17 protein-coding genes are annotated in these 22,599 nt (G+C 71.0%); 9 read left to right on the forward strand and 8 right to left on the reverse strand.

The features are described 5' to 3' along the window. Positions 1 to 50: 50 nt before the first annotated feature. Genes ACIBH1_RS07200 through ACIBH1_RS07210 form a run of 3 tightly spaced genes read left to right on the forward strand, consistent with a single transcriptional unit; the run spans position 51 to position 3,726 of the window. Positions 51 to 2,057, forward strand: coding sequence for a DUF6421 family protein (locus tag ACIBH1_RS07200; RefSeq protein WP_397312694.1), 2,007 nt, complete (start codon positions 51 to 53; stop codon positions 2,055 to 2,057). Beyond that, on the forward strand, positions 2,054 to 2,683 hold the full coding sequence (locus ACIBH1_RS07205; RefSeq protein WP_397312695.1) for an SDR family NAD(P)-dependent oxidoreductase: 630 nt from the start codon (positions 2,054 to 2,056) through the stop codon (positions 2,681 to 2,683). Before ACIBH1_RS07200 ends, ACIBH1_RS07205 begins: the two co-directional genes overlap by 4 nt. After that, the gene (locus tag ACIBH1_RS07210) at positions 2,680 to 3,726 is read left to right on the forward strand and encodes a threonine aldolase family protein (RefSeq protein ID WP_397312696.1); all 1,047 of its coding nucleotides are present in this window, start codon (positions 2,680 to 2,682) and stop codon (positions 3,724 to 3,726) included. Before ACIBH1_RS07205 ends, ACIBH1_RS07210 begins: the two co-directional genes overlap by 4 nt. On the opposite strand, the gene ACIBH1_RS07215 is transcribed toward ACIBH1_RS07210, so the two are convergent. From ACIBH1_RS07215 to ACIBH1_RS07225, 3 genes are read right to left on the reverse strand one after another with little or no spacing between them, the layout of a single operon-like run. Beyond that, positions 3,720 to 5,099 carry an MFS transporter gene (locus tag ACIBH1_RS07215; RefSeq protein WP_397312697.1) on the reverse strand — a complete coding sequence of 460 codons (1,380 nt, stop codon included), beginning with the start codon at positions 5,097 to 5,099 and terminating at the stop codon, positions 3,720 to 3,722. The two genes, ACIBH1_RS07210 and ACIBH1_RS07215, sit on opposite strands and share 7 nt — an antisense overlap. Before the next feature lie 48 nt (positions 5,100 to 5,147). Continuing rightward, a complete protein-coding gene (locus ACIBH1_RS07220; protein ID WP_397312698.1) occupies positions 5,148 to 6,548 on the reverse strand; it encodes a phytoene desaturase family protein in 1,401 nt (466 codons plus the stop codon). Between the two features lie 17 nt (positions 6,549 to 6,565). After that, positions 6,566 to 7,174, reverse strand: coding sequence for a DUF305 domain-containing protein (locus ACIBH1_RS07225; protein WP_397312699.1), 609 nt, complete (start codon positions 7,172 to 7,174; stop codon positions 6,566 to 6,568). Between the two features lie 101 nt (positions 7,175 to 7,275). Between ACIBH1_RS07225 and ACIBH1_RS07230 the strand changes: the two genes are divergently transcribed. After that, positions 7,276 to 8,016, forward strand: coding sequence for a DUF3105 domain-containing protein (locus ACIBH1_RS07230; protein WP_397312700.1), 741 nt, complete (start codon positions 7,276 to 7,278; stop codon positions 8,014 to 8,016). On the opposite strand, the gene ald is transcribed toward ACIBH1_RS07230, so the two are convergent. Continuing rightward, entirely contained in the window at positions 8,017 to 9,126 is a 1,110-nt protein-coding gene (ald, locus tag ACIBH1_RS07235) for an alanine dehydrogenase (protein WP_397312701.1), read from the reverse strand. A 67-nt stretch (positions 9,127 to 9,193) separates the two neighbouring features. Between ald and ACIBH1_RS07240 the strand changes: the two genes are divergently transcribed. Beyond that, entirely contained in the window at positions 9,194 to 10,018 is an 825-nt protein-coding gene (locus ACIBH1_RS07240; RefSeq protein ID WP_397313099.1) for an excalibur calcium-binding domain-containing protein, read from the forward strand. Here the strand turns inward: ACIBH1_RS07240 and ACIBH1_RS07245 are convergent. The 3 genes from ACIBH1_RS07245 to ACIBH1_RS07255 form a co-directional block, all read right to left on the reverse strand. Further along, on the reverse strand, positions 10,015 to 11,379 hold the full coding sequence (locus ACIBH1_RS07245) for an NCS2 family permease (RefSeq protein ID WP_397312702.1): 1,365 nt from the start codon (positions 11,377 to 11,379) through the stop codon (positions 10,015 to 10,017). The genes ACIBH1_RS07240 and ACIBH1_RS07245 overlap by 4 nt on opposite strands. A 61-nt stretch (positions 11,380 to 11,440) precedes the next feature. Beyond that, entirely contained in the window at positions 11,441 to 11,674 is a 234-nt protein-coding gene (locus tag ACIBH1_RS07250) for an EF-hand domain-containing protein (protein ID WP_397312704.1), read from the reverse strand. Between the two features lie 35 nt (positions 11,675 to 11,709). Further along, positions 11,710 to 13,860, reverse strand: coding sequence for a xanthine dehydrogenase family protein molybdopterin-binding subunit (locus ACIBH1_RS07255; RefSeq protein WP_397312706.1), 2,151 nt, complete (start codon positions 13,858 to 13,860; stop codon positions 11,710 to 11,712). Positions 13,861 to 13,954: 94 nt separating this feature from the next. Between ACIBH1_RS07255 and ACIBH1_RS07260 the strand changes: the two genes are divergently transcribed. After that, a complete protein-coding gene (locus ACIBH1_RS07260; protein ID WP_397312707.1) occupies positions 13,955 to 15,469 on the forward strand; it encodes a PucR family transcriptional regulator in 1,515 nt (504 codons plus the stop codon). Here ACIBH1_RS07260 and ACIBH1_RS07265 read toward each other — a convergent pair. Next, complete coding sequence (locus ACIBH1_RS07265) at positions 15,462 to 18,302, reverse strand: BTAD domain-containing putative transcriptional regulator (protein ID WP_397312708.1); 2,841 nt, start codon at positions 18,300 to 18,302, stop codon at positions 15,462 to 15,464. The genes ACIBH1_RS07260 and ACIBH1_RS07265 overlap by 8 nt on opposite strands. Positions 18,303 to 18,619: 317 nt before the next feature. On the opposite strand from ACIBH1_RS07265, the gene ACIBH1_RS07270 reads away from it, so the two are divergent. Genes ACIBH1_RS07270 through ACIBH1_RS07280 form a run of 3 tightly spaced genes read left to right on the forward strand, consistent with a single transcriptional unit; the run spans position 18,620 to position 22,544 of the window. Further along, positions 18,620 to 19,957, forward strand: coding sequence for a helix-turn-helix domain-containing protein (locus ACIBH1_RS07270; protein WP_397313101.1), 1,338 nt, complete (start codon positions 18,620 to 18,622; stop codon positions 19,955 to 19,957). A 44-nt stretch (positions 19,958 to 20,001) separates the two neighbouring features. Beyond that, positions 20,002 to 20,583 carry a copper resistance protein CopC gene (locus ACIBH1_RS07275; protein ID WP_397312709.1) on the forward strand — a complete coding sequence of 194 codons (582 nt, stop codon included), beginning with the start codon at positions 20,002 to 20,004 and terminating at the stop codon, positions 20,581 to 20,583. Beyond that, positions 20,580 to 22,544, forward strand: a complete 1,965-nt coding sequence (locus ACIBH1_RS07280) for a cytochrome c oxidase assembly protein (protein WP_397312710.1) — start codon at positions 20,580 to 20,582, stop codon at positions 22,542 to 22,544. The genes ACIBH1_RS07275 and ACIBH1_RS07280 overlap by 4 nt, the downstream gene beginning before the upstream one ends. Positions 22,545 to 22,599 lie beyond the last annotated feature (55 nt).

Raw genomic sequence — 22,599 nt, forward strand, 5'->3', positions numbered from 1 at the left:
ATATTTTCCGTCATTGGACGTATTTGGCAGGAGGATTTATGTTTCCGCGCGTGTTGTTCGACGAGACACACGGTCAGGCCTGGACCATCAGGCGCGAGCTGGCCGAGCAGCTGAACCCCGGCCACCCGGACGACAGCAGCTACGCGCGCGCGGCGGGACACCTGCGCCGCCTGGGCCACCGCGTCACCGCCGGCGGCCTCGACCTGGACGGCCAGGACGTCCTGGTCATCACCCACCCCTCCGGCCCCCGCTTCGAGAAGGTGCTGCCGGGCAGCCCCGTCTACACGGCCGCCGAGCTCGACTCCATCGAGGAGTTCGTCAGGCTCGGCGGCGGACTGGTCGTGCTGGCCGAGGAGGAGCAGGACAAGTACGGCAACAACCTGCGCGAGCTGCTGGAGCGGTTCGGGGTGGGCGTCGAGCACACCACCGTGCGCGACGTCGCCCGCTCCCACCGTGAGGTGGCCACCTGGGTGCTCGGCACGCCCGGCTCCGGCGGCCTGCTCGCCGGGGCGTCGCGGGCCTGCTTCTACCGCGCCGGCACACTCGTCGCGCCGCCGTCGGCCCAGGTCCTGTTCGCCTCCTCACCGACGGCCTCGCCCGCGGGCGCGCCCCTGGCCGTCGCCCTGCCGTACGGCCAGGGCCGGGTCGTGGTGTTCGCCGACTCCGACCTGTTCGGCGACGACTCGATCGACGACTACGACCACCTCGCCCTCTGGGGCAACGTCGTGACCTGGGCGGCGCGCACGCCCGGCGGCACCTCGGGCCGCTCGCAGGACGCGGCCAAGGCGGCGCTGTTCGGCGAGCTGAAGGCCGCGATCGAGGAACTGCGCCCGCTGCAGGCCAAGGACGGCTCCGTCGAGCCCGCCCTCCATGGCCAGGCGCGCGAGCTCGTCGGACGCATCTCCGCCACGGTCGAGAAGCTGGCCCCCCACTTCCCGCACGACGCGGCCTACCTGGCGCAGGTGCGCGCCGACCTGGCCGACTGGGACCTGGGCGTGCCCGACTTCCTGCGCTCGCTCGACCTGTTCCACCCCGACACCCAGCGCGTCGACGGGCTGGAGCACCTCGTGCTCTTCCCGATGTACACCCAGAACGGCAACCCCGACCGCAACTTCGAGGCCGTCTGGCTGCGCACCATCTGGCCGGACTGGATCGCCGAGCTGGAGTCGTCCGGCTACGACAACCCGATGTTCGTCCCGATCGCCTTCGAGGACTTCACCGCCGGGTACGACACCCACTCCGCGGTGCTGTTCCCCGAGACCGTCTCGGTGGCGGCCAAGCCCGAGAAGTTCTCGTGGGGCGGCATCTTCGCCGACCGCGAGGCCGCCCGCTTCCGCGTCGTGTCCGAGGCCGCCGCGAAGACCCTCAAGCTCGACCTGCCGCCCGACGCCGAGCGCCTGCTGGCCTCCCAGCAGCTCGCCCAGGACGTCTTCGTGATGTGGGACCTCATCCACGACCGCACCCACAGCCACGGCGACCTGCCCTTCGACCCCTTCATGATCAAGCAGCGCCAGCCGTACTGGATGTACGCCCTGGAGGAGCTGCGCTGTGACCTGACCGCGTACGGCGAGGCGGTCAAGCTGGAGGCCGAGGGCGTGGCGCACGCCCGCTTCGTGCAGCTGGCGATCCTGTTCGACCGGCTCTTCCGCTTCCCGATCACCGGCGAGCGGGTGCGCAACTACGACGGGCTCGGCGGGCAGCTGCTCTTCGCCTACCTGCACCGCAACGACATCGTGCGCTGGACCGACAACAGCCTGACCATCGACTGGGCGCGCGTGGCCGACGGCGTCGCCGACCTGCGCGGCGAGGTCGAGAAGCTGTACCGCGACGGCATCGACCGGGCCAAGGTCGCTCACTGGCTGGCCGCCTACGAGCTGGTCGCCGAATACGTCGAGCCGCACCCGATGTCGGCATGGAAGCGGCGCGAACTGCCCGCGGAGAACAAGGCCATGGTCGACGCCGTATTGTCCGACGAGTTCCCCCTGAGCATGTTCTACGACGCGCTGCGTCGTAAGCTCGCCGCAGTGGTGGAGTCGACGCGAGGGATCCGGGCATGATCATTCTCATCACGGGTGGGGCGGGCCCCACCGGGCAGGCCGTGGCGGCGCGTTTCTCCAAGGACGGGCACACGGTCATCTCGGTCGACAAGGATGACGTCGACCTGCTGGACCGCTCCGCCGTACAGGAGCTGGCCTCGCGCATCGAAGCCGAGCACGGCCGCGTCGACGGCGTGGTGCACCTGGTCGGCGGCTGGCGCGGTGGCAAGACCTTCGCCGAGACCGACCTGGACGACTGGACCGCCCTGCACGACCTGCTGGTGCGCACCCTGCAGCACGTGTCGCTGGCCTTCGAGCCGCTGCTGCGCAAGTCCGAGAAGGGCCGCTTCGTCATCGTCTCCGCCAAGGCCGCCGAGCGGCCCACCGCGGGCGGCGCCTGCTACGCCGCGGCCAAGGCCGCCTCGGAGGCCTGGGTCATGTCGCTGGCCGACGGGCTGCGCGACTCCCCGGCCGCCGCGACGATCCTCGTCGTCAAGGCGCTCCTGAACGACGCGATGATCGCCGCCAAGCCGGGGGCGGCGTTCGCCGGCTTCACGCACGTGAATACGCTGGCCGATGCGGTGGCCGGACTGTACGACCGGCCCGGCACGCAGATCAACGGCACGCGATTGGACCTCACGCAGTGATTCCCCGGCACGACCCCGACCTGAAGGCCTTCGCCAGCGACAACTACGCCGGCGTGCACCCGGAGATCCTCCAGGCGATCGTCACCGCCAACGGCGGCCACCAGGTCTCCTACGGCGACGACGTCTACACCGAGGCGCTCCAGGACGTCTTCAAGCGGCACTTCGGCCCCGCGGCGGTGGCCTACCCGGTCTTCAACGGTACCGCCGCCAACGTGGTGTCGCTGCGCTCGATGACCTCCCACTGGGAGGCGGTCATCTGCGCCGAGACCGCCCACATCAACTGCGACGAAGGCGGCGCGCCCGAGGTCGTCGGCGGCATCAAGCTGCACACCGTCGCCACGCCCGACGGCAAGCTCACGCCCGGGCTGATCGACCGGCAGGCGTGGGGCTTCGGCGACGTGCACCGCGCCCAGCCGGGCGTGGTGTCGATCTCCAACAGCACCGAGCTCGGCACCGTCTACACCCCCGACGAGATCCGCGCCCTGTGCGACCACGCCCACTCCCTCGGGCTCACCGTGCACCTCGACGGCTCCCGCCTCACCAACGCGGCGGCCGCCCTCGACGTGCCGATGGCTGCGCTGACCACCGACGCGGGCGTCGACGTGGTCTCCTTCGGCGGCACCAAGATCGGCCTGCTGTACGGCGAGGCGGTCGTGGTGCTCAACCCGTCGGCGGCCAAGGGCGTCGACTACATCCGCAAGTCGTTCATGCAGCTGTCGTCGAAGATGCGCTTCGTCTCGGCGCAGTTCGAGGCGCTGCTCGGTGGCGACCTGTGGCAGCGCAACGCCAGGCACGCCAACGCCATGGCCCGGCGGCTCCACGAGGCCGTGCGCGACCTGCCGGGGCTGGCCGTGGTCCGCCCGGTGCAGGCCAACGCCGTCTTCGCGGTCCTGCCCGCCGAGGTGACCGAGCGGCTGCAGAAGCGCTTCCGCTTCTACACCTGGAATCCGGCGACGGGCGAGGTGCGGTGGATGTGCTCGTTCGACACCACCCCCGACGACATCGACGCCTTCGCGGCGGCGGTGGCCGAGGAGCTTCAGTGAGCTCGTTCGCGCGCGCCTAGCCGCAGGTCCACCAGCGCGACCACCAGGGCGCCCAGCACGAAGACGAGCACGACGAGCAGGCTGAACCTGAAGGCGGCGGCGAAGTCGCCGTGGTCGCGGGCCACCGCCGCGAAGAAGGCGGAACCGACCGCGGCGATGCCCACCGCGTTGCCCATGCGCTGGCCCGTCTGCAGCACCCCGCCCGCCGTGCCTCCCTGCTGGAAGGGCACCTGGGCCAGCGCGAGGGTCTGGTTCGGCGCGATCACCAGGCCGCTGCCCAGCCCCGCGACCAGCAGGGGCAGGGCGGTGGCGTAGGCCGCCGAGTGGCCCGGCACCAGCTCGACGGCCAGCCAGGAGGCCAGCAGGCCGGCGCAGACGACGACGAGTCCGAAGACGATCAGCGCCCGGCCGTACCTGGCCACCAGGCGGCCGCCCACGAACGCGGCGATCGCCGAGCCGAGCGCGAACGGCGTCACGGCGACGCCCGCCTGCAGCGCGGTGTAGGACAGGCCGCTCTGCAGGTAGACGGTGAAGATGAAGAAGATCGCGGTGAAGCCCGCGAAGTACACCAGGCCCAGCAGCGAGCCCAGCGCGTAGGACCGCAGCCTGAACAGGGTGAGGTCGACCAGCGGCGACTCCACACGGCGCTCCCACGCCACGAACACCCACAACACGGCGGCCCCGAGCGGCAGCAGCAGCCACTTGTACGGACCCTCCCACGCCTGCTCCTGCAGGAACGGCAGCATCAGGCAGACGACGCCGACGCCCAGCAGCGTGACGCCGACCGGGTCGAGGCCCTTCTGCTCGCCGTAGATCGGCTCGGGCAGCAGCCGCCTGGCCAGCGGCAGGGCGATGAGGCCGACCGGCACGTTGACGTAGAAGATCCAGCGCCAGTCTGCCACCTCGATGAGCAGGCCGCCGAGCAGCGGGCCGACGGCGGTCGCGACGCCCACGACCGAGCCGAGCACGCCGAAGGCCCTGCCGCGCTCGGCTCCCTGGAACTGCTGCTGGATCAGGCCGGAGACCTGCGGGGTGAGGATGCCGCCCGCGGCGCCCTGCACCAGCCGCGCGACGATGAGCAGCTCGATCGTGGGCGCGATGCCGCACAGGGCGCTGGCAACCGTGAAGGCCGCCAGGCCGAACATGAACACGGCCCGGCGGCTGCGGGCGTCGCCGACCCGGCCCGCGGGCACCAGCATCAGGCCGAAGGTCAGCGCGTAACCCGACAGGATCCACTGCACGCCGGCGTCGCTGGCGTGCAGCGCGTCCTGGATCGAGGGCAGGGCGACGTTGACGATGCTGACGTCGATCAAGGTCATGAAGGTCGCGACCAGCGCCACCGCCAGCGCGCGCCACCGTCTCCTGTCGTCCACATGTGCGCAGCTCCCCGCCATTCCGGCAAGGAAAACCCCGTAAAGTCCCTAGGCCTGGCCGCGCGACCGCGCCGACGGCTGATCACCCTGGGTGATCAGCCGCGCCGCCTGCCACCCGCCCATGCCGTGCACGCTCCCACCGGGCGGGGTCGAGGCCGAGCAGAGGTAGACGCCGGGCAGCGGGGTGCGCCACGGCGTGGCGGACCACACCGGGCGCTTGACGAACTGCCCCAGCGTGGCCAGGCCGCCGCCGATGTCGCCGCCGACGTAGTTGGCGTTGTGCGCCGCCAGGTCGGCGGTGTTCATGGCGTGCCGCGCCAGGATCCGGTCGCGGAAACCCGGCGCGAACCGCTCGATCTGCGCCTCGATCTCCGCCGTCATGTCGCGCGTGGAGCCGTTGGGGACGTGGCAGTAGGCGTACAGCGGATGGCCGCCGCGCGTGGGGTCGGCGGCGTACGGCTGCACGAGCAGGACGAACGGCCTGGGGGAGTGGCGTCCGCGGAACGTCTCCGCCTCACTCGTGACGATCTCCTCCAGGCTGCCGCCCAGGTGCACGGTGCCCGCCCTCGCCACCTCCGGATCGCGCCACGGCACCGGGCCGTCGAGCGCCCAGTCGAGCTTGAACACCCCGGGGCCGTGCCTGAAGTCACGCAGCCGCCTGCCGTACGGCTCGGGGAAGTCGGCGGCGAACTGCACCGGCTCGGCGTCGAGCACCACCGTGAGCGACTCGACCTCACGCAGCGAGCGCACCCGGTGGCCGGTCACGGTCTCGCCGCCCAGCTCGCGGAAGGCGGCGACCAGCGCGCCGGCCAGGCGGGCGCTGCCGCCCCGCACCACCGGCCAGCCGACCAGGTGGACCAGGGAGGCGAGCACCAGGCCGTAGCCCGCGGTGATGGGCAGGCGCAGGTCGATCATGGAGTGGGCGGCCATGCCCGCGAAGGCGGCGCGGGCGCGGCCTGTGGGGAACAGGCGGGCGAGCGTGGTCGCGGGCGGCGCGCCGTACAGGCCGAACCTGGCGGCCCGCAGCGGGGCACGCGGGAGGCCGAGCGGCGACAGGAGCGTGTCGATCAGGTCCTGATGGGCGCTCGTGCCCACGGTCGCCCGCCACGCCCGGCCGTCGGGGCCGAGCTCGGCGACCGTGCGCTCCAGATCGCGGTGCAGGAGGACGGCGGGGCCGTCGTCGAGGGGATGCGCGGCGGCGACGGGAGGGTGGACGAACTCCACGCCGGGACGCAGCGCGCGCATCGCGGGCGAGGCCAGCGCCATCGGCACGACGGTGGCGCAGACGTCGTGCACGACGCCGGGGAGGGTCAGCTCGTCGCTGCGCAGCCCGCCGCCGAGAGCGTCGGCCGCCTCGACGAGCAGCACGCTGCGGCCGGAACGGGCCAGCAGGATCGCCGCCACCAGCCCGTTGGGGCCGGAGCCGACCACCGTCACGTCGTGGGCCATCCGATCAGCCTAGACGGCTAGGTGAGAGGGGCCGCTCCGCGGTGTCGCAGCAGGTCGGTCATGAGCTTGATCTCGCCGCTCTGCCCGCCGACGATCTTCTGCGCCATGCGCACCACCTCGTCGCGGTCGGACAGCGCGAGCAGGCCCTTGGCCATGTCGACGCCGCCCTGGTGGTGACGGATCATGAGCTGCAGGAAGAGGACCTCCGCCTCCTGCCCCTTGAGGCCCTTCAGCCTGGCCAGCTCCTCCTTGGTGGCCATGCCGGGCATCGCGGCGGGGGCGTCGACGGTGCCGCCGTGCCCGTGTCCCACCATCCACGCCATGGGCCAGCGCCCGCCGTTCTCGGACAGGCCCCACTGCTCCAGCCATCCGGAGAACCGGCCGCGCTGGCTGGACTGGGTGTTGATGATGTCGAAGGCGAGGTTGCGCACGTCCGGCGCGGTCGCCCGGTCGTAGACGAGCCACGACATCTCGACGGCCTGGCCGTGGTGCACGCCCATGTCGCGGGCGAACCCCGCCTCAGGCGAGGTGTCGGACGGCGGCCGCAGGGAGCTGAACAGCACGAACGCGCCCGCGGCGAGCAGCAGGGCGACGGCGGCGGCGATGAGGGTTCTGGACTTTTGCATGACACGTCCAGCGTACCGACCCACGTATAAGGCGCACTTATTCTCCATATACGCCCCAAGGGCATAGGGTGACCCCTGTTTGGTACGCCGATGGAGGAACGATGACGAAGGAGAAGGCGCAGCAGCGGCGCGATCAGCTCGCCAAGATGCGCGCCCAGCAGAGGGCCAAGGATCGCCGTGGCGCGATGCTCATGTGGGGAGCAGGCGGCCTCGTCATCGTGCTTCTCGTTGGATTGGTCGGTTTCTACCTGGTGAGGCAGTCGCAGCTCACGAACCTCGACGCCGCCGTCTCCAAGAAGTACGAAGGCAGCCAGCACGTCTGGGAAGCCGTCAAGTACGAGGAGAACCCGCCGATCGGCGGCCCGCACAACAACTACTGGCAGCAGTGCGACGTCTACGACAAGCCCATCCACAACGAGCACGGCGTGCACTCCCTGGAGCACGGCGCGGTCTGGATCACCTACCGCTCCGACCTGCCCAAGGCCCAGGTGGACAAGATCAAGGAGATCGCCTCCACCACCGGCCAGCAGGACTTCATGCTCGTCAGCCCGGTCCAGGACCTGCCCTCGCCCATCGTGGCCAGCTCGTGGGGTCACCAGCTGAAGTTCGAGTCGCTGGAGGAGGAGCGCCTGGCGGCGTTCATCAAGAAGTTCCAGAACGGCCCCGACACGCCTGAGCCCGGCGCCACCTGTGGCGGCCAGTACGCGGTGACCACGACCGCCGACCAGGCGCCGCTGCCGCCGCAGCCGCAGCCGGAGGCGACCACGTCGCCGAGCGCCCAGCCGTCGGCCCAGCCGTCCGCCGAGGCCTCCGCCTCGCCGTCGCCGTCCGAGTCGAGGTAGCTAGAGCTCTTCGAAGGGCACCCACCCGAGTCCGTGCGCCTGCGCGACCGGCTCGCTGGTGAGGTGCCCTTCGTGCGTGCTCAGCCCCCTGGCCAGCGCCTGGTCCTCGCCCAGCGCCTGGCGCCAGCCCAGGTCCGCGATGGCCAGCGCGTACGGCAGCGTCACGTTGGTGAGCGCGTACGTCGAGGTGTGCGGCACCGCTCCCGGCATGTTGGCCACGCAGTAGAACAGCGACTCGTGCACCCGGTAGGTGGGCTCGGCGTGCGTGGTGGGACGCGAGTCCTCGAAGCAGCCGCCCTGGTCGATGGAGATGTCGACCAGCACCGAGCCGGGCTTCATGTGCGACACGAGCTCGTTGCTCACCAGCGTCGGCGCCTTGGCGCCCGGCACCAGCACCGCGCCGATGACCAGATCGGCCTCCATGACCGCCTTCTGGATCTCCAGCGCGTTGGAGGCGACCGTCTGGCAGTGGCCCTGGTAGATGGCGTCGGCGTGGCGGAGCTTGTCGATGTCGCGGTCGATGAGCAGGACCTCGGCCTGCATGCCGAGCGCGATGGCGGCGGCGTTCATGCCCGAGACGCCCGCGCCGATGACCACGACGTGCGCGGCCCGCACGCCCGACACGCCGCCCATCAGGACGCCGCGCCCGCCCTCGGGACGCATCAGGTGGTAGGCGCCGACCTGCGGCGCGAGCCGCCCGGCGACCTCCGACATGGGCGCCAGCAGCGGCAGCCGCCCGTCGCCGGTCTGGACGGTCTCGTAGGCGACGGCGGTGACGCCCGAGTCGAGCAGCGCCCTGGTGCACGCCTCGGAGGCGGCCAGGTGCAGGTAGGTGAAGAGCACCTGGTCCTTGCGCAGGCGGTGGTACTCCTCGGCGATGGGCTCCTTGACCTTCAGGATCAGGTCGCCCTCGGACCACACCTCGTCGGGGCCGGGCAGGATGACGGCGCCCGCCTGCTCGAAGTAGGTGTCGGGGATGGCCGAGCCGGCTCCGGCGTCGTGTTCGACGAACACCTGGTGGCCGTGGCGGACCAATTCGTGGGCGCCGGCGGGGGTGAGGGCGACCCGATACTCGTGGTTTTTGACCTCGCGTGGGACTCCGACCTTCATAAAACCTCCCCTACCCGCGATTACCCGGCATTCGCCTCTCCTCGATAGGCTCGGGCGCGTGTCGACGATGGAGAACCCCCCGCCCGTCCAGGTCGATGAGGCCGAAGACGCGAACCAGGCGAGCAAGTTCACCACCATCGTGCTGCTTTCCGCGCTCGTCCTCGTGATCGTCACCGCGGGCGTCCTCGGCACCGTGGCCGTCCTGATGACCCGCAACCCCGACAGCCCTCTGCTGGGCGGCAAGAAGCCCGTCCAGCTCGCGCAGGGCATCCACTTCGCCCCGGTCACCGAGACCAAGCCCACGTGCCCCGGCGAGCAGGCGGCGACGGACGCCAAGAGCGTGTGCTACTTCCTGGCCGAGGGCGTCACCGTCACCGCCGTGCAGAAGATCGAGACGGTCTCGCTCGCCGGGGGCACCTACGGCGTGCGCATCGCCTTCGCCCCCGCCTTCCTCGAGCGCATGACCAACCTGACCGAGGAACTGGCTCGCGCGCAGCAGCAGCTGGCGGTCGTGCTGGTCGACAACCCGCAGAGCGTGCTGGCCGCGCCCCTGGTCACCCAGGCGCTCAAGGGCGACAGCCTCATGATCACCGGCTTCACCAAGGCCGAGGCCGACGTGCTGCGCGACTCCCTCCTCGGCTCCGCTGCCGCCACGTCCCCGCCCCTACCCACGCCCCTGCCCACGCCCACGTTCATGCCGTCGCCGTCCCCGGCGGCGCCGTCCGTCCAGGTCACCGTCCCCGCCGGGGGCCTCGACCGCAGGTTCGCCAGCTGCCAGGAGGCCATCGACAACGGGTACGGCGGGCCGTACACCAAGGGCGTGCACCCGGAGTACACCTGGTACCAGGACAAGGACAACAACGGCGTGGCCTGCAACCCGGGCGACTTCTAGCCGAACTGTCCCACCAGGAAGTACACGACGAAGACCAGCGACGTCACCCACAGCAGCACCGGGATCTCGCGCACCTTGCCGGACGCGACCTTGATGACCGTGTAGGAGATCACGCCCGCCGCCACGCCGTTGGTGATGCTGTAGGTGAACGGCATCAGGGCGATCGTCAGGAACGCCGGCACGGCCATCTCCAGGTCGGTCCAGGGGATCGCTCGGCTCTGCGTCATCATCAGCGCGCCCACGAGCACCAGGGCGGGCGCCGCGGCGGCGGCGGGCACGACCGTGGCCAGCGGCGTGAACAGCAGCGTGAGACAGAACATGCCACCGGTGACCACGCTGGCCAGACCCGTGCGCGCGCCCTCGCCGACGCCCGCCGCCGACTCCACGAAGACGGTGTTGGACGAGGCGCTCGCCATGCCGCCCACCATGCCCGCGACACCGTCCACGGTCAGGATCCTGCCCAGGCGCGGCACCCGGCCCCGCTCGTCGATCAGGCCCGCCTCGTCGCTGACGCCGATGATGGTGCCCATCGCGTCGAAGAAGCCCGACAGCACCAGGGTGAACAGCACGACGGTGGCGGTGATCGCGCCGGCCCTGGCGAAGCCGCCGAACAGGTCGAACTGCCCGACCAGCCCGAAGTCCGGCCAGGCGATGAGCGCGTCGGGCACCCGCGGCACCACCAGGCCCCACGTGGCCGGATCGATCGTGGCGACGGAGTTGACGACGATCGCGACCACGGCGGTCACGACGATGCTGATGAGGATCGCGCCCGGGATCCTGCGCACGTAGAGAATGATCATGAGGAGCAGGCCGAAGCAGAAGATCGCCACCGGCCAGCCCGTCAGGTGCCCGGTCGCGCCCAGTTGCAGGGGGGTGCCCGTGCCCTTGCCCACGAAGCCCGAGTCGACCAGGCCGATCAGCGCGATGAACAGGCCGATGCCGACCCCGATCGCGTGCTTGAGCGCGAGCGGGATGGCGTTCATGATCAGCTGGCGCAGTCCCGAGACCGCCAGCACGATGATGACGAGACCCTCCAGGACCACCAGGCCCATCGCCTGGGCCCACGTCATGGTCGGCGCGGCCTGGTAGGCCACGACGGCGTTCAGCCCCAGCCCGGCGGCCACCCCGAAGGGCGCGTTGCCGATCAGGGCCATCAGCAGCGTGCACAGCGCCGCCGCCAGGGCGGTGGAGGTGGTGAGCTGGGCCAGGTCCAGCTTGGCGCCGGTGACGTCGGTCGCCCCGCCCAGGATGATCGGGTTGAGCAGGATGATGTAGGCCATCGCCATGAACGTGGTCAGGCCGCCGCGCACCTCGCGCGCGACGGTCGTGCCCCGTGCTGACAGCTCGAAGAACCTGTCCATCGATCATCCCCCTCCAGCGTGCGAGGGGGATGATCGTCGTCCTACCCGTTACGGCGAGCGCCTACGCGCGCTCGTGCTTGCCGCCACCGATCAGGGCGACGAACTCGTCGAGGCCGATGAGGCCGTCGCCGTCGCTGTCGGCGGCGCCGATGGCGCCCTCGATCTCGGCGTCGGACAGCCCGTCGGTGCCCAGCGCCTCGTTCACCTTGCGGATCTCCTCGGCGGAGATCCGGCCGTCGCCGTCGCTGTCGAACCGCTCGAACTCCGCCTTGGCCGCGGCCTGCACATCAGACATCGCACAATCCTCCCGTTAGTAATGCGGGGGTCAATCTACCGAAGTGCGATGTCCTGCGGGCGCAGGGGGACGCGGTGCAGGTCCAGTCCGGTGGCGTCGCGCACGGCCGCCATCACCGCCGGGGTCGAGGACAGGGTGGGCGGCTCGCCCGCTCCGCGCAGGCCGTACGGGGCGTTCGGATCAGGGAATTCCATGACCTCGACCTGCATGGGAGGCATGTCGAGAACGGTCGGTATGAGGTAGTCCGTGAACGAGGGATTGAGCACCTTGCCGTCGCGCACCTGGATCTCCTCCATCAGCGCCAGCCCCAGCCCCTGGGCCGAGCCGCCGTGGATCTGGCCCTCCAGCGCGATCGGGTTGAGCGCCCTGCCCACATCCTGCACCGCGTCGAGCGCGACGACCTTGACCAGGCCCAGCTCGGTGTCCACGTCGACCACCGCGCGGTGCACGCACAACGCCAGCTGCGTGTGCGAGTCGCCCTGCCCGGTCACCGGGTCCAGCGGCACGGTCGGACGGTGACGGTACTCCCGCGTCTCCTCGATCGGGCCGAACCTCTCCACGGCCTGCGCCGGAGCCAGGCCCTTGCACCGCTCCCGCACGGCCTGGCAGGCCGCACGCACCGCCCCGCCCGTCACGTACGACTGCCGCGAGGCGCTGGAGGAACCCGCCGAGCCCACCGAGGTGTCCGCGGTGGCCACCGTCACCCGCTCGACGCCCAGCTCGGTGCGGGCGATCTGCGCCTGGACGGTCACCAGGCCCTGACCCACCTCGGCGGCGGCGGTGTGCACGGTCACGTGGGGCTCGCCGTTGAGCAGCTCCAGGCGCACGCGGGCCGTCGAGAAGTCGTCGAAGCCCTCGGAGAAGCAGATGTTCTTGATGCCCACGCCGTAGCCGACGCCCCGCCGTACGGACTCGCCGTGGGTCGTCTGCGAGACGCCGCCCGGCATCGAGCGCAGGTCGTCGTCGGCAGGGCCGGGCAGCGGCAGCGCCTCCAGCCGCTCCAGGAGCTCGGCCAGCGGCGCGGGGGAGTCGAGCAGCTGGCCCGTGGCCAGGCGCGAGCCCTGCCTGACGGCGTTCCTGCGGCGGATCTCCAGCGGCGACAGGCCGCACGCCGCGGCCAGCTTGTCCATCTGCGACTCGTAGGCGAAGCACGCCTGCACCGCGCCGAACCCGCGCATCGCGCCGCACGGCGGGTTGTTGGTGTACACCCCGACCGCGGTGACGTCGACGTTGTCGCATTCGTACGGCCCGACGCCCAGCGAGGCCGCGTTGCCCACCACGGCGGGGGAGGAGGAGCAGTAGGCGCCGCCGTCGAGCAGGATCTCCGCCCTGACGTAGACGAGCCTGCCCTCGCGCGTCGCCCCGTGCTCGTAGCGCATGCGCGCGGGATGGCGGTGCACGTGGCCGAAGAACGACTCCTCGCGGCTGTAGGAGATCTTGACAGGCCGGTTCAGCCTGAGCGCCAGCATGCAGGCGTGCACCTGCATCGACAGGTCCTCGCGTGCCCCGAACGCGCCGCCCACCCCCGCCAGCGTCAGCCGTACCTTCTCCGGCGCCAGCCCCAGGCACGGCGCCAGCTGGTCGCGGTCGACGTGCAGCCACTGGGTGGCGATGTAGAGGTCGACGCCGCCGTCCTCGGCGGGCACCGCCAGGCCAGACTCCGGGCCGAGCGGCGCCTGGTCCTGCATGCCGACCTCGTACTCGCCCGTGACGACCACGTCGGCGCTGAAGATCTCGCCCTTGGCGACCGGCTGCCTGCGCAGGATCCGGGTGGCCTCGGCGGGATCGGTGACCGCCTGCCGCACCTCGTAGTCGACGACGATCGCCGCCGCCGCGCGCCTGGCCGTCTCCGGATGCTCCGCCGCGACCAGCGCCACCGGCTCGCCCTGGAAGTTGACCTCGTCGATGGCCAGGACCGGCTGGTCCTTGTGCTCCAGGCCGTAGAACTTCTCGCCCGGCACGTCCTCGTGCGTCAGGACGGCCAGCACGCCGGGGATCTTCAGGGCGGGGCCGACGTCGATCGACCTGATCCTGGCCGACGGGTGCGGGCTGCGCAGCGTGACGCCCCAGACCATGCCGTCGAGCCACAGGTCGGAGGCGTAGGCGAACTCCCCGGTGACCTTCATGGCGGCGTCCGGCCTGGTCGTGCTGGCGCCGACGCCCTGCGAAACGGCGGTGTGCGTCATCTACCGAGTACAGCACTACGCGATGGTCACTCCTATGTCACTACCGTTAAATAACGACATATCTCGGCAACATGCTGCTTGTATATTCCTCCAAGTGCGGCTCAGCGACCTGTCCCCGCTGCGCGTCAAGCTCCTGGCCGGAGACGCGGAGCGGGAGTTCACCTCCGTCTACGTCACCGACCTGCCCGACCCGGGGCGCTACCTGTCGGGCGGCGAACTGGTGCTCACCGGGCTCATGTGGTGGCACGCGCCCGGCGACTCGGAGGTCTTCGTACGGCGGCTGCTCGCGGCGGGCGTCGCCGCCCTGGGGGCGGGGCAAGGGTGGCTCGGGCACGTGCCCGACGACCTGGTGACCGCGTGCGCTGCGGCGGGGCTGCCGCTGATCGAGATCCCGGCTGACGTGTCGTTCAGGGCGGTGCTCGACCTCACGGCGCGGCGGCTGGCGGGCGACGTCAGGGAAGCCCTCGGCCGCCACCGGCGCCTCGTCGCCGCCGTCGCGGAGGGCGCGGACCTGCCGGAGCTGTTCGCGGCGATGGGGGTCACGGGGGCGGTCATCTCGGCCACGGGCACCGTCATCAGCGCCACGGATTCTGCGGCAGAGATCAGCGACCCCGCCTCTGGCCCCGCCTCTGGCCCCGCCCCCGCCTCTCCCGCCGCCCCCGCTTCCGGGACCACCATCGCCCCCGTCTCGCCGGGCGCCGCCCTCGCCGACCCCGTCCGTCTGGCCCAGGCATACCTCACCGCTCCTCGCCTGCCGTACCTCGTCTCCGGCCGCACCCTCTTCGCCGTGGGCCGCATGCCGCGCGCCGCCGGCTGGGTGCTGGTCGTCGACGGTGACTTCACCGACCGGGCCGACATCGGCTACGAGCTCGCCTCCTGCGTCGCCCTCGTACGCCGCCGCCTCGACGAGGGCCGCCTGGTCGAGCGCCGCCTGCTGGCCGAGCTCCTCGACGCCCCCTCCGACGCCCGCCTGGAGACCTGCGGGCTGCCTCGTGACGGCGGCTACTGCGTCGTCTCGGCGAACTGCTCACCCGAGGTCCTCGAAGAACTCCTCGACCGCCGCGTGGTCGCCATCGCCCCAGCCACGCCCCCCGCACCCTCCGTCGCCGTCGTCTCCACCCCCGACCGGGTCGCCTGGGACGCCGTGGCCGCCCGCCTCCGCTCCGCCGTCGCCGTCCTGTCCGACCCGCCCCTGTCCGTCGGACTCAGCGGCCGCCTCACCGGCGCCCCCGCCCTCCGCGGAGGCCTGGAGGAGGCAGGCCATGCCCGAGGCCTGGCCGAGTCACGCTCAGGTGGCGTGGTCACCAGCGACGAGATCTACACCCACGCCCTCCTCCTGGCCACCCTGCCGGGCGACGTGCGGCGCTCGTTCACCGGCCACCTGCTGGGCCCCCTGATCGCCTACGACGCGGCCCACCAGTCGGAGCTCGTGCGCACCCTGGAGGTCTTCCTCGACAGCGCCGGCTCCTGGCAGGTGTGCGGGGAGCGCATGCACGTGCACGTGAACACGGTCAGGTACCGGATCCGGCGGGTGGAGGAGCTGACGGGCAGGGACCTGTCGTCGATGGCGGACCGGGTCGACCTCTACCTGGCACTACGCGCTAGATGATCTTCGCCAGCCGCGGCCCGTCGTCCGGTCCCTCGGCGAGTTCTTCGGCCTGGGCCAGGAGGGTCTCCTCCTCGTGGAACTCCTTCTCCCAGATGCCGCTCACCGACCTGCGGCCCAGGATCGCGGCGGCCTCGTTCAGGTGGTGGCGGGCCGCCGGCAGGTCGCCGACGAGCCGGTGGGCCGCGGCCAGGCCGAGGGCGCACTCGAAAGCAGTGATCTTCGACTGGATGGCCTGCGCCAGGTCCTGGCCCTCCTTCAGCAGGCGCAGCGCCACGTCGTAGTCGCCGAGGCTGAGGTGGATGCGCCCGAGCTTGGTCGTCATGATGCTCACGTGCCAGCGGTCTCCGGCCTGGTGCGCCGCCTCCAGGGCTTGCTCCATGGAAGCCCTGGCCTGCTCCGGGCGGCCGAGACCCAGGTGTCCCAGCCCGATGCTCAGAAGCGCGTAGCGCCTGCCGACCTCCGACCCGATCTCGGTGGCGATGCGCAGTTGCTCGGTCGAGTGTTCCAGCACCTCGTCGTAACGCTGCGCGGTCTCCAGGGCCGCGGCCATGTTCGCGTGCGCTCGCTGCTCGCAGAAACGATCACCCAGCAGTCGGGCGAGCTCCAGCTGGTGCCGGTGGTGGACGACCGACTCTTCGGCGCGGTCCAGCGCGTTCAGCGCCGTCGCGACGTGGTTGTGCGCCTCCAGCGCCATCCGGACGTCGTCCAGTCGCCGGCCGAACTCCAGGACCCGCTCGTTCAGCCGCAGCATGTCCCAGGCGCGGCTGCTGATGTGCAGGTGCCACTGCAGGCCGAACACCACGGCCACGCCGAGCCGCGCGACCTCGTCGTCGGGCTCCACCAGCGCCTGGGAGGCCGCCGCCACCAGGTTGGTGTCCTCGCGCGCGAGCCATTCGAGGGCCGCCGCGGCGTCGGCCAAGGGGAGCGGTGCGCTGCGGACCTCGGGAGCCACGGCCTGCACCCGGTGCGGGTCGGACAACACGGCGGCGGAGCGGGCGGTGGCGGCGTAGTGTCCCAGCGCCCGGAGCAGGACGGACCGGCGTTTGGCGGGGGACAGCTCGGCCGCGAACAGCCTGATCAGATCGTGCATATGAAAGCGGCCGCTCGTGCCCCGCTCCAGCAGGTGCGCCGAGGCCAGCCGATCGAGCGCCAGGTCGGCATCCGCCCACGTGCCGCCCAGCACGGCGGCTGCCGCGTCCGTGGTCACGTCGGGCACGTGGAGCTGGCCGAGCAGGGACAGGGCCCGCGCCGCGCTCCGATCGAGTGCGTTGTCGCTGGAAGCGAGCGCCGACCAGCTTGTCGCGAAGCTCGTGCGCACGGCTAAGTCTCCGGCCTGCAGCTCCTGCAGCCGCCGGCGCTCGTCGGTCAGCCGGTCCGCCAGCACGGACATGTCCCATCCGGGCTGATCGGCGAGCCTGGCGCCCGCGATGCGCAGGGCGAGGGGCAGGCCGTCGCACAGCCGTACGATGCGTCCGGCCTGCTCGGGACTGGCCGCGCACCGCGCGGCTCCCACCAGCTTGGCCAGCATGGTGAAGGCCTCCGTCTCCGGCATGCGCCCGAGCCGGATCTGGACGCAGTCGTCGACGTGCGACAGGGACTCGCGGCTGGTGACGAGGACGCTGCATCCGGCCGGCAACGGCAACAGCGGGCGGATCTGCGCCGCCCCCGCCGCCCCGTCGAGGACCACCAGGATGCGCTGCCGGGCCATGACCTCGTGCAGGCGCTGGGCGGCCTCGTCGGTCTCCCGCGCGATCTCCTCCCGCTCCGCGCCGAGAGCCCTCAGAAGCCGGTTGATCACGTCCAGGGGGCGCAGCGGTTCGACTCCGGGAGTCGCTCCCTGGAGGTTCACGAACAGCCGCCCGCCGGCGAACCCGTCGCCTGCCAGATGCGCGGCGTGAACGGCCAGGGCTGACTTCCCGGCGCCGGGAGGCCCGGAGATCGCCACGACGGCGGGCGGAGGGGAGCCGTCCCATGGAGCCAGGAAGGACCGCAGCCGGATCGTCTCGGCGTGCCGGCCCACGAAGCTCTGCAGATCGCGGGGGAGCTGGTTCGGCGGCACCCGATCCTCGCGCAGGACGGCCGGGGGCGCCGCCCGGCGGATGAGGTCGTAGCAGCGCACCAGGCGCTCGCCCGGCACCACCCCCAGCTCGTCGGCCAGGATCCGGCGGCCCTCCTCGTAGACGCCGAGGGCGTCGGCGGTCCTGCCCGCCCGGTGCAACGCCACCATGAGCAGCTCTCGCAGCCGCTCGCGCAGGGGGTGCAGGCGGATGCGCCCGCTGAGATCGTCGATGGCGTCGTCGGGACGCTGCAGATCCAGCAGGAGTTGTCCCCGTGTCTCGGCCATGCGCAGGTGGAGTTCCTCGAGACGCGTGCGCTCGGCCTCGGCGAAGGGGCCGGGTAAGCCGCAGAGGGGGGTGCCGCGCCACAGGTGTCTGGCGCGTTCCACCAGGGCGAGGGCGGCTTCGGCCGGGAGCTGCCTGGCCTGGTGGAAGTAGGTGTCGTACAGGAGCGAGTCGACGCCGTGCGGGTCGAGGTCGAGCCGGTATCCCTGCGGGACCGCGATGAGCAACGAGGCGGGCGCCCGCGGCCCGCGGTCGGGCTCCAGCGCGCGCCTCAGGCCGGCCACGTAGGTGTGGAGGTTCTGGACGGCGCTTCTGGGCGCACGCTCGCCCCAGAGGTCATCGATCAGGCGATCGTTGGGGACGACCTGGCCCGCGTTCGTCGCCAGGATCGCCAAGACCGCGCGCTGGCGGGGAGAGCCCAGTTCGACGTCGGCCGACTTCCTGAGTGCGGTGACCTGACCCAGGAGTCGTACGAAGACGGTGCCGGTCAACGAGGTGCTCCGCGAGGCTGGGGGAGATCGGAACCGCAGCCTAACGGCATTACAGACCACAGTTAAGTGCCTGCGGTCATGTAGTCGAAATGTAGAGCGCCCGCCTACCCTGGCCGGTCTCGGCTTGGTCAGAGCCGGGACCGCCAGGTTCGCTTGGCGCACCTTCACGGGGTGCGCCAAGCGGTGGTCAGCAGCAGGGCGAGTCCGCGAATGCACTGAGGGGGGACACGGTGGCGTGTGCGGTCGTACTATTGCCACCAAGTGTTACCAGGGCCGCAATGGCGGCAATGAGCGCGGACAGGGCAATGCGCTTGCGCATGGGGGGTTCTCCCTCGCCAGGTGAGTTGCTGGGACTATCTTCTCAGGGAGTGGAAGCGGTGGCCACATCTGACTTGGTCGGACTGCGAATTAAGACGGTTCGGCGCCAGCGCGGTCTGTCTCAGGCGCAACTCGCTCATCCCGAACTGTCCGACAGCTATATCTCTTTGATCGAAAGCGGTAAGCGCACTCCGACTCCCTCCGTCCTCGAACTGCTGGCCCAGAAGCTCGATTGCTCGTTGTCGTACCTGCTCAACGGCGTGACCGCCGAGCAGATGCGCGACCTCGAACTGGCACTGGGCTATGCCGATCTCGCCCTGGAGAATGGCGAAGCCTTCGAAGCTCGTGTCCGATTCGTGGAGCTTTTGGCGGACAGTAATCTGACAGGTCTGACTGCCCTGCGTCAATCCGCGGAATTCGGGCTCGCCCGTGCACACGAGGCATGTGGAGAGCAGGAAGAGGCCATCGTCATCTTCCGCAGGCTTCAGGGCGAGCAGCTTTCCGACGAGCAGCAGATCGAACTCGCCAAGTCGCTGTGCCGCCTTTACAGGGTCAGCGGACGTCTGACTGAGTCGGTCGAGGTGGCCGAGTCCACCCTGGCGTCCCGCTCGGCGTGGTCCGACGCGTACGTCGAGCTCGGCGCCACCCTGCTGGCGGCCTACTGGGAGCGGGGCGACCTGCTGCGCGCCAGGCAGTTCGTCGCCGAACTGCTCGACGCCGCCGAGGCGCTGGGCTCACCGCGCGCGCTGGTCGCGGCGAATTGGAACGCCGCCTACACCGCCCGGCGCACCGGGCACGGCGGCGAGGCGCTGAACTTCGCCGAGAAGGCGCTGGCCGTGCAGGTGGAGAACGGGCCCTCCCGCTTCTCCGGCGCCATGCACGTGACCGTCGCCAACCTCTACCTCCGGTTGCGGCCGGAGCAGACGGCTCGCGCGGTCGAGTTCCTCGAGCGGGCCATGCAGATCTTCTCCGAGTCGCCGGCCACCGCCTTCGAGCAGGCCAACGCCCGGCTGGAGCGGTCGCGCGCCGAGATCATGTCCGGCCGCCTCGACACGGCGATCAGCTTCGCCGAGGAAGGCCTGACCCTGCTGCCCGACTCGGCACAGATCCTGGCGACCGAGGCGCATCTGCTGAAGAGCCGCGCCTACGGCCTGCAGAACCACGCGGAGGAGGCGGCCCGCGAGCTCGACCTGGCCCGCGACGTCCTGGTCACGATGGAGAAGGCCGACATCGCCGTCGAATACTGGTACGGCGCCGCCGAGACCTGCGAACTGCTCGGCGACACCGACGGTGCCGTCGACGCCTACCAGAAGGCGCTGGCCGCCGCAGGCCTGTAGCGGCGTCCAGACCGGGTGGTGCCGTGGGTAGCCTTGGGGGTGCCATGAAGAGATCCCCGCTCGCGGCACTCACCGCGCTTCTCGCTGCCCTGCTGGCCCTCGGCGTCGCCACCCCCGCGCTGGCGCACGACACGCTCAAGGGCAGCGACCCCAAGAAGGACTCCACCGTCGAGAAGGTGGAGCAGGTCAAGCTCGAGTTCAACGCCCGGGTCCGCATGCCGTACGTGATCGTGCGCGACGCGGGCGGCAAGGCGTTCCAGGACGGCAAGCCGGAGCTCGACGGCCGGTGGGTCACGCAGGCGCTGACGGAGACGCTGCCCGACGGCGCGTACACCATCGCCTACCGCGTCGTCTCCTCCGACGGTCACCCGATCGAGGGTGAGGTGCCGTTCACGGTGAAGGGCGCGCCCAAGGCGGAGACGAGCGAGAGCGCCACTCCGGAGTCGAGCGCGGCGGCGACGCCGGTCGGCACGCCGACGCAGGCGCAGGTGGCGGCGACCGAGCAGGCGGATGCCGAGCAGGGGCAGGAGGGCGGCGGGTTCCCGGTGTGGCTGATCGTCGTGGTCGGCGGGCTCGTGGGGATCGGCATCGGCTTCCTGATCAGCGCGCGGAAAGCCAAGCCATGAGCCGGGCGGCGCGGCTGGGACTGGTCGCGGCGGCGGCCGCGCTGGCCGGTCTGGCGCTGGCGATGGTCCTGGGCGGCGCGGCTTTCCCGAGGATCATCCCCGGACTGCCGACGGCCGACGCCTTCGTGCGGTGGGCTCTGCCGGTCTCGAAGCTGGTCATGGATGTGGCCGGCGCGCTCACGGTGGGCCTGCTGATGGCGGCGGCCGCGTTCTTCACCAGCGACAAGGGCATGCTCGGCGCCACGGCGCAGGGATATGTGAAGGCGGCCTCGTGGTCGGCCGTCGTGTGGGCGGCGGGCGCGGCGGCGACGTTGTTGTTCGGGGCGGCCGACACCTTCCCCGACCCGCTGCCGGTCGTGGTGCAGGACTATCTGACCAGCTACGCCAGTCAGACGCCGCAGGGCATCGGGCTGACGCTCGTGGTGCTGTTCGCGCTGGCCATCGCCTTGTTCTCGCGCGGCGCGATCACCGTGGGCGCGGCGGGCGGGCTGCTGGTGCTGGCGATCGCGACGATGTTGCCGCCGTCGCTGACGGGCCACGCGGCCAGTTCGCCCAACCACGACATGGCCATCTCCGGCCTGGCCGCGCACGTCGTGGGCATCGCGTTGTGGGTGGGCGGCCTGGCGGTGTTGTCGTTCCATGCGCTGCGCAAGGGGCCGCAGCTGGAGATCGCGGCCGACCGTTTCTCCCGCATGGCGTTGTGGGCCTACATCCTCGTCGGGCTGTCGGGACTGTTCAGCGTGCTGGCCAGGCTCGCGGCGATCGACGACCTCTGGACTTCCTCGTACGGCATGCTGATCGTCGCCAAGATCGCCGCTTTCGTCCTGCTGGGTTATGCCGGGTGGTGGCATCGTCGTTCGACGCTCGTCCAGCTCGGCAAGGGCTCGCAGCAGGCGTTCGTCAGGCTGGCGGTCGGCGAGGTCGTGCTGATGGCGGCGACGATGGGCCTGGCGGTGGTGTTGTCGCGCACCCCTCCGCCGGTGGTCGACCTGCCCGCCGACCGCGCGTTCGAGCTGCTGGGCTTCCTGATGCCGCCGGAGATCTCGGTGGCCAACCTGGCGAGCCTGTGGCGCTTCGACCTGTTCACGGCCTCGATCGCGGTGCTGCTCGGCGGCCTGTACGCAGCGGGCGTCGCCAGGCTGATCAGGCGGGGCGACAAGTGGCCGTGGGGCCGCACGATCTCGTGGTTCGTCGGCGTGGCCATCCTGATCGTCGCCACGCAGAGCGGCCTGGCCCGCTACGCGATGGTGATGTTCAGCGCCCACATGGTCGAGCACATGACGCTGACCATGGTGGTGCCGATCTTCCTGGTGCTGGGCGCCCCGGTGACGCTGGCGCTGCGGGCGCTGAAGCCCGCCGCCAAGCGGGGCGACCGGGGGCCGCGCGAATGGCTGACGGTGATCCTCAACAGCGGCTTCGTCAAGGTGATCTCGCACCCGGCGATCGCGACGGCGATCTTCATCGCCTCGACCTACGCGCTGTACTTCACGCCGCTGTTCCAGTCGGCCATGGAGGAGCACCTGGGTCACATCGTGATGACCGTGCACTTCCTGGCCAGCGGGTGCCTGTTCTTCTGGGTGATCATCGGCGTCGACCCGGCTCCGCACCGCCTGCCGTACGTGGGGCGGCTCCTGACGCTCTTCGTCACCATGCCCTTCCACGCGTTCTTCGGCATCGCGCTGATGATGTTCGGCACGGTGATCGCGCAGGACTGGTACGAACAGCTGGGCCGTACCTGGGGCGGCACGCTGCTGGAGGACCAGAACAACGGCGGGGCGATCGCCTGGGGCTTCGGCGAGATCCCGACGCTGATCGTGCTGATCGCCCTGGCCTACCAGTGGTACCACGACGAGGAGCGCAAGGCGCGGCGCTCCGACCGCCGCGCTGAGAAGGGCGACGTCGAACTCGACGCCTATAACGCCTACCTCGCCAGGCTCAACAAGGCCGACAAGGGAGAGTAGCCACGAAGACCTCCCCTTTTTCCGGTGCGCGGGTAGCCTGGAAAGTGGGGGAGGG

It is taken from the genome of Nonomuraea sp. NPDC050663 (genome assembly GCF_044456985.1).
In the GTDB taxonomy this organism is placed as follows: Bacteria; Actinomycetota; Actinomycetes; order Streptosporangiales; family Streptosporangiaceae; genus Nonomuraea.